The organism is Microbulbifer variabilis (assembly GCF_020524905.1).
GTDB lineage: Bacteria > Pseudomonadota > Gammaproteobacteria > Pseudomonadales > Cellvibrionaceae > Microbulbifer > Microbulbifer variabilis_A.
Genome location: NZ_JAIVKI010000008.1, coordinates 11881 through 23820 on the forward strand (window position 1 = coordinate 11881; position 11940 = coordinate 23820).

At 52.8% G+C, this 11940-nt stretch carries 12 protein-coding genes; 2 read left to right on the plus strand and 10 right to left on the minus strand.

All coding sequences use genetic code 11. The annotated features are described in order from the left end of the window. Window positions 1-2: 2 nt before the first annotated feature. Complete coding sequence (locus tag LC073_RS10780; RefSeq protein WP_226646897.1) at window positions 3-3050, minus strand: CHC2 zinc finger domain-containing protein; 3048 nt, start codon at window positions 3048-3050, stop codon at window positions 3-5. 169 nt (window positions 3051-3219) lie between these two features. Between LC073_RS10780 and LC073_RS10785 the strand changes: the two genes are divergently transcribed. Further along, the gene (locus tag LC073_RS10785; RefSeq protein WP_226646899.1) at window positions 3220-3585 is read left to right on the plus strand and encodes a helix-turn-helix domain-containing protein; all 366 of its coding nucleotides are present in this window, start codon (window positions 3220-3222) and stop codon (window positions 3583-3585) included. A gap of 232 nt (window positions 3586-3817) precedes the next feature. Here LC073_RS10785 and LC073_RS10790 read toward each other — a convergent pair whose 3' ends face one another. From LC073_RS10790 to LC073_RS10815, 6 genes are all read right to left on the minus strand, one after another. Beyond that, a complete protein-coding gene (locus tag LC073_RS10790; protein WP_226646901.1) occupies window positions 3818-4162 on the minus strand; it encodes an Imm50 family immunity protein in 345 nt (114 codons plus the stop codon). Window positions 4163-4182: 20 nt separating this feature from the next. Next, a complete protein-coding gene (locus LC073_RS10795) occupies window positions 4183-4548 on the minus strand; it encodes a hypothetical protein (RefSeq protein WP_226646903.1) in 366 nt (121 codons plus the stop codon). 62 nt (window positions 4549-4610) lie between these two features. Continuing rightward, the gene (locus LC073_RS10800; protein WP_226646891.1) at window positions 4611-4910 is read right to left on the minus strand and encodes a hypothetical protein; all 300 of its coding nucleotides are present in this window, start codon (window positions 4908-4910) and stop codon (window positions 4611-4613) included. Continuing rightward, window positions 4829-5119 (minus strand): hypothetical protein, encoded by a 291-nt coding sequence (locus LC073_RS10805; RefSeq protein ID WP_226646893.1) that lies wholly within the window; start codon window positions 5117-5119, stop codon window positions 4829-4831. The genes LC073_RS10800 and LC073_RS10805 overlap by 82 nt, the downstream gene beginning before the upstream one ends. Window positions 5120-5924: 805 nt before the next feature. After that, window positions 5925-6947 carry a site-specific tyrosine recombinase XerC gene (xerC, locus tag LC073_RS10810; protein ID WP_226646895.1) on the minus strand — a complete coding sequence of 341 codons (1023 nt, stop codon included), beginning with the start codon at window positions 6945-6947 and terminating at the stop codon, window positions 5925-5927. Between the two features lie 5 nt (window positions 6948-6952). After that, complete coding sequence (locus LC073_RS10815; RefSeq protein WP_226646897.1) at window positions 6953-10000, minus strand: CHC2 zinc finger domain-containing protein; 3048 nt, start codon at window positions 9998-10000, stop codon at window positions 6953-6955. 169 nt (window positions 10001-10169) lie between these two features. Here LC073_RS10815 and LC073_RS10820 point away from each other — a divergent pair, with 169 nt between their 5' ends. Continuing rightward, the gene (locus LC073_RS10820) at window positions 10170-10535 is read left to right on the plus strand and encodes a helix-turn-helix domain-containing protein (RefSeq protein ID WP_226646899.1); all 366 of its coding nucleotides are present in this window, start codon (window positions 10170-10172) and stop codon (window positions 10533-10535) included. A 232-nt stretch (window positions 10536-10767) separates the two neighbouring features. Here LC073_RS10820 and LC073_RS10825 read toward each other — a convergent pair whose 3' ends face one another. Genes LC073_RS10825 through LC073_RS10835 form a run of 3 tightly spaced genes read right to left on the minus strand, consistent with a single transcriptional unit; the run spans window position 10768 to window position 11939 of the window. Further along, window positions 10768-11112, minus strand: a complete 345-nt coding sequence (locus tag LC073_RS10825) for an Imm50 family immunity protein (RefSeq protein ID WP_226646901.1) — start codon at window positions 11110-11112, stop codon at window positions 10768-10770. 20 nt (window positions 11113-11132) lie between these two features. Continuing rightward, entirely contained in the window at window positions 11133-11498 is a 366-nt protein-coding gene (locus tag LC073_RS10830; protein WP_226646903.1) for a hypothetical protein, read from the minus strand. Window positions 11499-11543: 45 nt separating this feature from the next. Then, on the minus strand, window positions 11544-11939 hold the full coding sequence (locus LC073_RS10835; protein WP_226646905.1) for a hypothetical protein: 396 nt from the start codon (window positions 11937-11939) through the stop codon (window positions 11544-11546). Between the last annotated feature and the right edge of the window lies 1 nt (window position 11940).

The following is an 11940-nucleotide window of genomic DNA, read 5'->3' on the forward strand; positions in this document are numbered from 1 at the left end:
GATCAGGCGAGTACGACGGATTCAGGAGTATTTTTTTCAGTGCAAGAAGTGCTTTTTGAGTTTTTCGGTCCACTTCTTCGTAACGCCTTGTCAGCATTGGGCTGTGGCATTTTTTCGTTACCTGACTGCCCCCTGACCAGGCCCTGACCACACTCTGACTGATTTTCCTTTTGCTCTGACCAAGTTTCTTTTTGCCCTGACCGATTGCTTTCATAGGTCAGTTTTTCTACATCGATCAAGCCCATTAAGTGCGATTCTGTTCCGTTACCATCGAACAACAGCTCGTAGTCATAACGCCCGCCGCGACCTCGATGCACTAACAGGTATTCCATTTCCACCAACCTGGCGACGTGGACCTTTAAGGCGGTATCACTCCATTGCACGTATTCCCGAACATCCCGGCGGCTAAAGCGATAGTCCTTTTGTTCCAGGCTTTGCTGTTTACATTCATTGGTTACCATCTGTTGGATCAGCTTTAACAGCTTGCGCGTTTGTGGCGGTAGCTCGTCGAGGGTGCGGCCCAGTATTTCATGGGCCAGTCGGTTGGCGATGTCGATATCACCGAGTTGCACTTCCAGGTATTCAATGGTCTTGCCATTGCTATTCACCGTTTTCACTTCACGCTGGTACTGATGCAACAGGGCAATGCTGTCGATCAGGGTCAGGTATTTTTCGTGGTCTCTGCGGGTGCGGGTTTTGTCGTCGAGGAAGGTGAGTTGATCGGCGTAGGGATTGATCACGGCGAGGGGTTTGAGTATCCGTTGGGCGTTGCGGTGCAGTTTTACCAGGTGTTCTTTTTCCAGGCTGGCGGTGAGGCCGGCCAAGGTGCGGCGCTGGCGTTGGGCGGCGTGGATCAACTGGGTTTGCGCTCTGGATTCGTTCACCGTGAGTACCACACAGCGGTTTAACAGCTCTTCGTCGATATCGATGGCGGTGGTGGTTAAGAACAACATCACCGGACCTTCCACCTTGTATTCACGGGTCACCAGGTTGCCGGTGCTGTCGTCTTTGCCGGTGCTGGCGATGGTGATCTGGCCTTCGCTCTGTAACAGTTTTAGGGCGTAGCTGGCCTGGCTTGCACCTTCCTCTTCGGCAATGGCGAGGATTTTATGTTTGAGGTTGGTTTCCCCCATATAGAACAGGCTTTGCCCGGTCATGGCGGAGTACTGTACCCGCTCCTCTTCTGGCACCAGGTTTAATACGGCTTCCATCAATGAGCTTTTGCCGGCGGCGCTGGTACTTTGGATCATTACCGCCAGGGGCCGGGTCAGTTTGCGGCTGCCGGCGGCGAGGTAACCCACCAGTTTGTTGGTTTCTTCCCCCACTACGCCACAGCGTTCGAAGTCGGACAGGATGCGCTGCAACAGGTCGGGATCACGCAGCAGTTCCAGGGCTTGCTGCTGTTCTTGATCGCTTAAGCGGTTCGGCTGCTCTGCTTCCGCCTTGTCACCGTCCAGCTGTTGTTCCTGTAGCTGTTCCAGTTTGAGCAACACCTTGCCCAGGTCTTTTTTGAGGGTGTTTTCTTCCTGCGCCAGTTCCAGCGCGGCCAGCTTGATAAACTGCTGCCGGTGCTTGGCGTTGTACAGGTCGAAGGTGTCTACGTGCAGGCCGTCGTCACAACTGGCCAGTAGATTTACCTTGAGCACTTCGTAGCTTTTGTTTTTTCCCAGGCCGCGGATGCGGTAGCGGCGAGGTCCGAAGTTCAGGGTAATTTCCTGCTCGGTCACTTCGGCGGCGATGTCACTTTGCGGGGATTCGGGGACGGCTTCCGCTGGTGGTGCTGGTGTTAATGCTGGTAATGCTGATGCTTGCAGCTCTGTGGGTTGGGCGGCTAAAGCAGGACTGATACTGGCTTCGTTTTCAGCTGCAACGCTATCCGCTTCTACAACAACCGGTTGGCCGGTTTGCGATTCGATCTCCAACTGTCGTTCGGGGGCTTTGCCGTTGCCCAGCCAGATAGCTTTTCTGATCACTATCCCTAAACTTTTTTGCGCAGGCGTTACCTGTAACGCGTATTCGTTCACATCCATGCCTTTGGGTAATTCGATACGGAAGCCGTCGATGCCGGCCTCACTCAAGCGTTTAGCCAGTTGGTCTGCGGCTTTGTTGCCGGCTTCGTCCCGGTCGTAGGCAATCAGTACCCGCTCAACACCGCAGTGTTTAAAGCATTGCAAATGGTCATCGGTAAAACCGGAGGTGCCGTAGCTGGCGGTGACATTGCGGTAGCCATTCACCCAGAAGGTCATGGCATCGATCAGCGCTTCACAGAGAATCACTTCCCGCTGGCCCTCCAGCCCTTCGCTGTTCCAGACCCCGGCATGGGGGCCGGGCAGGTACAGGTGTTTGGGGGTTCCTTTGCGCAGATCATCGCGGATCTTGCGGCCATAGATTTCCACTAGGTCGCCGTCACGGTTGAAGATCGGCACTACCAACGAACCGTTAAAGTGCTCGTGGCCAGAGGCTCGCAGTAAACCGACAGCCTGTAATTTGCCTCTAATTTCTTTACCGGCTTTATAGGCTTTTTCCGGTAAGCGGTAACCCAGGGTGCGATTGGCAAAGCCCAGCTTAAAACGCTCGATCAATTCCCTATCACCCAAGCCCCGGGTTTCCAGGTAGGCCAGGGCTTCCGGGCTTTGTTTCAGTGTTTGATGGTAATAATCCATGACCTGCGCCAACGCCATTTGGTGATCGGCATCCGCGTTCAGGGGCATATCCAGTTTGATGGTGGTGTTTTGCTTCACTGTCCTGGTGCCGGTTTCGGTAATCAGGCCCAGATCCTTTTGCAATAACTCGCAGGCAAAGCGGAAGCTCACACCCCGGGTTTTCATCACCCAGTCGATCACGCTGCCGGAAGCACCGCAGCCGAAGCAGTTAAACAGGTTGGATTTAGGACTAATAATCAGGCTCGGGGTTTTTTCATCGTGGAACGGGCAAGAGACAACATAGTCCTTTCCCTGCCTCTTGGGCTGGTAGCCCTGACTTTCAACCAGACGCAATAGGGAGATCTCAGACTTGATCCGCTCGATCTCCTGGTCTGCGATGCGCGCCATATTTCCCCCGTTTTACCAAAACCCTGTCAAGCCCCTTTTTCAACTTTTTTACGGTTGATCCTCGGGACACCTGAATGTACGATCTTAGGACATTGACGAACACAGGACAACCGGCATGTACGAGAACCGGGCTTACACTAGCAGGCGAGTCAATGAGACGAGTCTGCCCATGCCCAAATACATGAACGAGAACCTGGCCGACTTTGGTAAACGCCTGGCGCAGTTGCGCAAGGCTGCCGGCTATACGCAGAAGGAACTGGCGGAAGAGATCGGCGCGACGCGGCGGGTCATCGCCTATTACGAGACCGAGAGCGAACACCCGCCGGCCAACCTGCTGGTGGACCTGGCGCAGGCCCTCAAGGTCAGCACGGACGAGCTACTCGGTGTAAAACCAGTGAAGAAGGTCAAGCAGCCGGATTCCAGATTGCTGCGACGGATGCAACAGATTGAGAAGCTGGACGCCGCCACCAAGCGGCAGGTAATTCAGGTGATCGATACGTTTATCGAGAATGCCAAGCTGAAGAAGCAGGCTTGATAGGCCATAACGACAAAGCCCCGGCAGAGTACTCTACCGGGGCTTTAGTGGTTTTGCTTACTGTAAATCGTAGGGCCCAATCTCGGAGCCTTATAGATATAAAGCCCGACGTTTAACCCAGGTCGGCTACCCTCCGGCAGAGCCAACCTGCCAGGGGTATACACATTTCTGATAAAACTTGTGGACAATAATTGAATGTCAGACTGACGGCTCACCAACTACTTTTACTATATCACTTCACCGCTTCAATACTGGTGCTAACTGACTTACAGGTGAATTTACCATTTAATCCGTAACAAGCGACAATCCCTATACTATAGCCTTCTTTTACCTTCCGTATAGAAATTTCATCCACTACGTTTTCATCTAAGCAATCAGAAATTTGAACATTTAAAGTACCATTAAATATAAGCACCACTCTTCCCTTTTTTCCCATATCAGAATCAATATAGAAAATAGTAATCTTAATTTTTTTCGTGGCAGGCTCTAGAACAAATTCTTCAATTTTCGCATCACAAAATTTAGGCCAGTATCCAAAATATTCTTCAACCTTATCTTGCCCCTCAATAGATTTCATAAAATATCGCCACTCATAGATTATTCTGGAGGCCAAGGAGAATAGTCTCTGCCTGGATGCTCTCGTTTTCCACCCGGCCATTCATGTACGTGGGGTCTATCGTACCCTTGGTGGGGTTTATCATAATCCCTCACTGGCTTACCATCTGGGCCATACTCCCTGCCCCTTCTGGGACCTTCAACATACCCTCCAGGAGGCCCTGTACTTCCGGGAACTGTTTTTTTGCCACCCGATTCAGATTCAGAGAGTGCATTCCAGCCACTCACCACTGCAGCAGCTAAAGCTCCTCCAACGAGAATGAAAGGAATTACAACATCATCAGCAACACCTATTCCTGTCACGTCATCAGCAAGAAGACCGCCGGATAATACAAGAGCTCCGGTCATTATCCCTCTTCCGGATATTGAGCCCTTTTGTGCAAAGACATCACCCCGAGGCCGGTCGCACCTTAACTTTCCATTTTTCCTAGCGCAATCAACGACTTAGCAACCATTTTTCCCGGCACCACTGGCTCTTCACCATTTTTTTGCCCCGACGCGGGTTTTACCTTAGCCGGATGTTTTTCCAGAGGCAACGGCCCCTTCTGTTCAGCCGCGCAGGCGCGCCAGCGCCTGGCCGCCGACAGGCGGTTAAAGCGGAGGGGCGTTTGCCCCTCCTGGTTACTGGCTAGAACGGTGGTGCGGCTTCTTCGATGGCTTCGATCAGGTGCCGGCATTCCTGTTGCAGCAGCTTCACGTAGTACTGCCATTCGGTATCAAGCCGCTCCCAGGCTTCGATAACGCTCCAGCCTTGCGGCAGGTATTCCATGCGCTCCAGCACGAACGCAGCGGCGATCTGTTCGCCGGTGCTGGCTCCGGTGGTGCCGGTTTTGAGCAGACTGTTGGCGGTGTTGAGGATTTTGTCGAGCGGATACGACAGTAGGTTTATTTGTTCTTGGATCTCTTTTTGCGATGGCATGGCCATGCCTCCTTGAGTGGATGTTGTGTGGCGAACGCGCAGAACCCTGCGCGCAGGCCGGTCAAGGCTGCGCAGCGTTGTTTGCGGAGCACCGCGTAGCGGCTTGGCCTTGAGGGGGCGAGCACGGGGTTATGCTGAGGAGACACACAGCAGACACGGTCTTTCCGGGTGGCACTGGCTCAAGTCCCCCCAGCGGGGGGATTTAGGGGGGAGAGATAAAGTTTTTTCGCGGCTTGCCGCGGCCTTATGGATTCCCCCCTTGGGGGGCCAGGGGGGTAAAAACCCTGCGACCAGCCCGGCCTGCCCGCCTTAAAGACCTGACGTTGGTACAGTGTTTATTGAAGGCACCGTCCACCCAGCCGGCACAGGGCTTGCCCGTGCCGGCGGGCAGGAGTTTTTCGGGCGGGGAGGCGCGCTGGCGCGCCGGGGGAGGCATGGCTTAGATAGCGGCCGCTAAGGGAAGCTGGTGGCTGGCGGCCTGCTTGCGTTTTTTTCTGCAAGCGGGGTGACAGACGCAAGCTTGCCTTTGCAGCCACCTTTTTTTCCTGTGCAGTGCGCAAGCGCTGCCCGGAGCCACGTCTTTTGTGGCGAAGGCTGAACGGACGGTTGCTATTTTTCGCTGGCAGGGGGCGAGCCTGGCGCTTTGGCTTGCTGCCGTTTTTAGCAAGCCATGTGACAGGCGGATTGGTGCCACAGTGTCGGGGACCGTTTTGTAACACAATCCACGTATCTTGCCTCCAGACTCTCCTCTGCTTTTGTCCGTAAAAATTTCTACGTAGAAACTGTTTTCGTAAAGCCCGCTACGTTACTCGTCGTCGGCTTCGCACTCACTATCCAGTGCGTCCAACAATGCAGCTCTTTCGTTTTCTATTGGCAGGCAATCGGCTCGCTGCTTTTTTTGCGTTCGCTTGGCCGGGTGGGTTACTGCGTAAATCTGTTTCAGTTTGACGATCGAGACATGGGTATATATCTCGGTGGTTTGCAGGTGCGCGTGGCCAAGCATTTGCTGGATAAAACGGATGTCGGCGCCGTTGTCCAGCATCAGGGTGGCGACGGTGTGGCGGAACAGGTGGCAGGAGCCGGTTTTGCCGATGTCGGCTTGCTGGATGTACTTGCTGACCAGGCGGCTGAGGCGGTCGGGAGTTAAGGGTTGTCCGTTCGCTTCGATAAAGATTTGCTGGCTGTCCGGTTCCATCACAAAGCCGGGGCGGATGGCTTCGAGGTAGTGTTGCAGCCATTCGATGGCCCTTTCGCCAATCGGGACGAAGCGGTCTTTTTTGCCTTTGCCCTGCCGCACGGCCAGTACACCCTGGCTGGCATTGAGGTCGGCTTTTTGCAGGTTGACGCATTCCATACGGCGGATGCCGGTGCTGTAGAGCACTTCCAGGATAGTTCTGTCTCTGAGCCCTTCCGGGGTCGTGATGTTTGGTTGGGCGAGGATGGTTTCGGCTTCTTCGGCGCTTAAGGTGGCCTTGGGCAGGCGCCGTTCCATCTTCGGCAGCTCCAGCTCACTGGCGGGGTTGTAGAGTAAATAATTTTGCCGGGTGGCCCATTTAAAGAAGCCGCGGATGGGGATCAGCCGGGCGACTTGGTTTCTGGCACTGTAGGGTTTGCCGCTGCGGTCTCTGGAGTGGTGCAGGTGGCGGCGGTAGCGCTCCAGGATCGGTTTGGTGACTTCGTTAGCGCGGCTGATGCCCCGCTCTTCGCACCAGTTGGCGAACTGATCCAGTGCAGTGGTTTGCTGGCCCACGGTGCGCGGGGAGTAGTGCATCACTTGCAGGTGTTCCAGGTACAGGCGGCTAAGGAAGCGGAGGCTTTTATTGTCCATTACGATCAGGCGAGTACGACGGATTCAGGAGTATTTTTTTCAGTGCAAGAAGTGCTTTTTGAGTTTTTCGGTCCACTTCTTCGTAACGCCTTGTCAGCATTGGGCTGTGGCATTTTTTCGTTACCTGACTGCCCCCTGACCAGGCCCTGACCACACTCTGACTGATTTTCCTTTTGCTCTGACCAAGTTTCTTTTTGCCCTGACCGATTGCTTTCATAGGTCAGTTTTTCTACATCGATCAAGCCCATTAAGTGCGATTCTGTTCCGTTACCATCGAACAACAGCTCGTAGTCATAACGCCCGCCGCGACCTCGATGCACTAACAGGTATTCCATTTCCACCAACCTGGCGACGTGGACCTTTAAGGCGGTATCACTCCATTGCACGTATTCCCGAACATCCCGGCGGCTAAAGCGATAGTCCTTTTGTTCCAGGCTTTGCTGTTTACATTCATTGGTTACCATCTGTTGGATCAGCTTTAACAGCTTGCGCGTTTGTGGCGGTAGCTCGTCGAGGGTGCGGCCCAGTATTTCATGGGCCAGTCGGTTGGCGATGTCGATATCACCGAGTTGCACTTCCAGGTATTCAATGGTCTTGCCATTGCTATTCACCGTTTTCACTTCACGCTGGTACTGATGCAACAGGGCAATGCTGTCGATCAGGGTCAGGTATTTTTCGTGGTCTCTGCGGGTGCGGGTTTTGTCGTCGAGGAAGGTGAGTTGATCGGCGTAGGGATTGATCACGGCGAGGGGTTTGAGTATCCGTTGGGCGTTGCGGTGCAGTTTTACCAGGTGTTCTTTTTCCAGGCTGGCGGTGAGGCCGGCCAAGGTGCGGCGCTGGCGTTGGGCGGCGTGGATCAACTGGGTTTGCGCTCTGGATTCGTTCACCGTGAGTACCACACAGCGGTTTAACAGCTCTTCGTCGATATCGATGGCGGTGGTGGTTAAGAACAACATCACCGGACCTTCCACCTTGTATTCACGGGTCACCAGGTTGCCGGTGCTGTCGTCTTTGCCGGTGCTGGCGATGGTGATCTGGCCTTCGCTCTGTAACAGTTTTAGGGCGTAGCTGGCCTGGCTTGCACCTTCCTCTTCGGCAATGGCGAGGATTTTATGTTTGAGGTTGGTTTCCCCCATATAGAACAGGCTTTGCCCGGTCATGGCGGAGTACTGTACCCGCTCCTCTTCTGGCACCAGGTTTAATACGGCTTCCATCAATGAGCTTTTGCCGGCGGCGCTGGTACTTTGGATCATTACCGCCAGGGGCCGGGTCAGTTTGCGGCTGCCGGCGGCGAGGTAACCCACCAGTTTGTTGGTTTCTTCCCCCACTACGCCACAGCGTTCGAAGTCGGACAGGATGCGCTGCAACAGGTCGGGATCACGCAGCAGTTCCAGGGCTTGCTGCTGTTCTTGATCGCTTAAGCGGTTCGGCTGCTCTGCTTCCGCCTTGTCACCGTCCAGCTGTTGTTCCTGTAGCTGTTCCAGTTTGAGCAACACCTTGCCCAGGTCTTTTTTGAGGGTGTTTTCTTCCTGCGCCAGTTCCAGCGCGGCCAGCTTGATAAACTGCTGCCGGTGCTTGGCGTTGTACAGGTCGAAGGTGTCTACGTGCAGGCCGTCGTCACAACTGGCCAGTAGATTTACCTTGAGCACTTCGTAGCTTTTGTTTTTTCCCAGGCCGCGGATGCGGTAGCGGCGAGGTCCGAAGTTCAGGGTAATTTCCTGCTCGGTCACTTCGGCGGCGATGTCACTTTGCGGGGATTCGGGGACGGCTTCCGCTGGTGGTGCTGGTGTTAATGCTGGTAATGCTGATGCTTGCAGCTCTGTGGGTTGGGCGGCTAAAGCAGGACTGATACTGGCTTCGTTTTCAGCTGCAACGCTATCCGCTTCTACAACAACCGGTTGGCCGGTTTGCGATTCGATCTCCAACTGTCGTTCGGGGGCTTTGCCGTTGCCCAGCCAGATAGCTTTTCTGATCACTATCCCTAAACTTTTTTGCGCAGGCGTTACCTGTAACGCGTATTCGTTCACATCCATGCCTTTGGGTAATTCGATACGGAAGCCGTCGATGCCGGCCTCACTCAAGCGTTTAGCCAGTTGGTCTGCGGCTTTGTTGCCGGCTTCGTCCCGGTCGTAGGCAATCAGTACCCGCTCAACACCGCAGTGTTTAAAGCATTGCAAATGGTCATCGGTAAAACCGGAGGTGCCGTAGCTGGCGGTGACATTGCGGTAGCCATTCACCCAGAAGGTCATGGCATCGATCAGCGCTTCACAGAGAATCACTTCCCGCTGGCCCTCCAGCCCTTCGCTGTTCCAGACCCCGGCATGGGGGCCGGGCAGGTACAGGTGTTTGGGGGTTCCTTTGCGCAGATCATCGCGGATCTTGCGGCCATAGATTTCCACTAGGTCGCCGTCACGGTTGAAGATCGGCACTACCAACGAACCGTTAAAGTGCTCGTGGCCAGAGGCTCGCAGTAAACCGACAGCCTGTAATTTGCCTCTAATTTCTTTACCGGCTTTATAGGCTTTTTCCGGTAAGCGGTAACCCAGGGTGCGATTGGCAAAGCCCAGCTTAAAACGCTCGATCAATTCCCTATCACCCAAGCCCCGGGTTTCCAGGTAGGCCAGGGCTTCCGGGCTTTGTTTCAGTGTTTGATGGTAATAATCCATGACCTGCGCCAACGCCATTTGGTGATCGGCATCCGCGTTCAGGGGCATATCCAGTTTGATGGTGGTGTTTTGCTTCACTGTCCTGGTGCCGGTTTCGGTAATCAGGCCCAGATCCTTTTGCAATAACTCGCAGGCAAAGCGGAAGCTCACACCCCGGGTTTTCATCACCCAGTCGATCACGCTGCCGGAAGCACCGCAGCCGAAGCAGTTAAACAGGTTGGATTTAGGACTAATAATCAGGCTCGGGGTTTTTTCATCGTGGAACGGGCAAGAGACAACATAGTCCTTTCCCTGCCTCTTGGGCTGGTAGCCCTGACTTTCAACCAGACGCAATAGGGAGATCTCAGACTTGATCCGCTCGATCTCCTGGTCTGCGATGCGCGCCATATTTCCCCCGTTTTACCAAAACCCTGTCAAGCCCCTTTTTCAACTTTTTTACGGTTGATCCTCGGGACACCTGAATGTACGATCTTAGGACATTGACGAACACAGGACAACCGGCATGTACGAGAACCGGGCTTACACTAGCAGGCGAGTCAATGAGACGAGTCTGCCCATGCCCAAATACATGAACGAGAACCTGGCCGACTTTGGTAAACGCCTGGCGCAGTTGCGCAAGGCTGCCGGCTATACGCAGAAGGAACTGGCGGAAGAGATCGGCGCGACGCGGCGGGTCATCGCCTATTACGAGACCGAGAGCGAACACCCGCCGGCCAACCTGCTGGTGGACCTGGCGCAGGCCCTCAAGGTCAGCACGGACGAGCTACTCGGTGTAAAACCAGTGAAGAAGGTCAAGCAGCCGGATTCCAGATTGCTGCGACGGATGCAACAGATTGAGAAGCTGGACGCCGCCACCAAGCGGCAGGTAATTCAGGTGATCGATACGTTTATCGAGAATGCCAAGCTGAAGAAGCAGGCTTGATAGGCCATAACGACAAAGCCCCGGCAGAGTACTCTACCGGGGCTTTAGTGGTTTTGCTTACTGTAAATCGTAGGGCCCAATCTCGGAGCCTTATAGATATAAAGCCCGACGTTTAACCCAGGTCGGCTACCCTCCGGCAGAGCCAACCTGCCAGGGGTATACACATTTCTGATAAAACTTGTGGACAATAATTGAATGTCAGACTGACGGCTCACCAACTACTTTTACTATATCACTTCACCGCTTCAATACTGGTGCTAACTGACTTACAGGTGAATTTACCATTTAATCCGTAACAAGCGACAATCCCTATACTATAGCCTTCTTTTACCTTCCGTATAGAAATTTCATCCACTACGTTTTCATCTAAGCAATCAGAAATTTGAACATTTAAAGTACCATTAAATATAAGCACCACTCTTCCCTTTTTTCCCATATCAGAATCAATATAGAAAATAGTAATCTTAATTTTTTTCGTGGCAGGCTCTAGAACAAATTCTTCAATTTTCGCATCACAAAATTTAGGCCAGTATCCAAAATATTCTTCAACCTTATCTTGCCCCTCAATAGATTTCATAAAATATCGCCACTCATAGATTATTCTGGAGGCCAAGGAGAATAGTCTCTGCCTGGATGCTCTCGTTTTCCACCCGGCCATTCATGTACGTGGGGTCTATCGTACCCTTGGTGGGGTTTATCATAATCCCTCACTGGCTTACCATCTGGGCCATACTCCCTGCCCCTTCTGGGACCTTCAACATACCCTCCAGGAGGCCCTGTACTTCCGGGAACTGTTTTTTTGCCACCCGATTCAGATTCAGAGAGTGCATTCCAGCCACTCACCACTGCAGCAGCTAAAGCTCCTCCAACGAGAATGAAAGGAATTACAACATCATCAGCAACACCTATTCCTGTCACGTCATCAGCAAGAAGACCGCCGGATAATACAAGAGCTCCGGTCATTATCCCTCTTCCGGATATTGAGCCCTTTTGTGCAAAGACTGCATTTCAGGATGTAAAAATCACCTTTAAATGTCCATCAGTTTCTTTATAAATCTTTAACTCACACTTAAATGATCCTAAAAACCATGATCCACAAGCGATCCAATACTCAGCATCACGTCCCCTCAAAAGAAATACATCTTGAATATCTGATACTCTCCAACGCAGCCTACCTTTAAATAGATTTGCGTTTTTTATGTCTAAAACCTCTACATTATTATTTTCTGCCCAAGATTTAATCTTATTTCTAAAGTAATTAGACCTTACCACTAGTGCTATATATGGGAGCGCTCCAAATATTATGAATAAAAACAAAAGCAGATTAACTCCCAGTTCAGGATTATATATATAGGCCAACTTTCCCAAACTAACAGATACAAGCAAAACTAGAATTAATCTCATT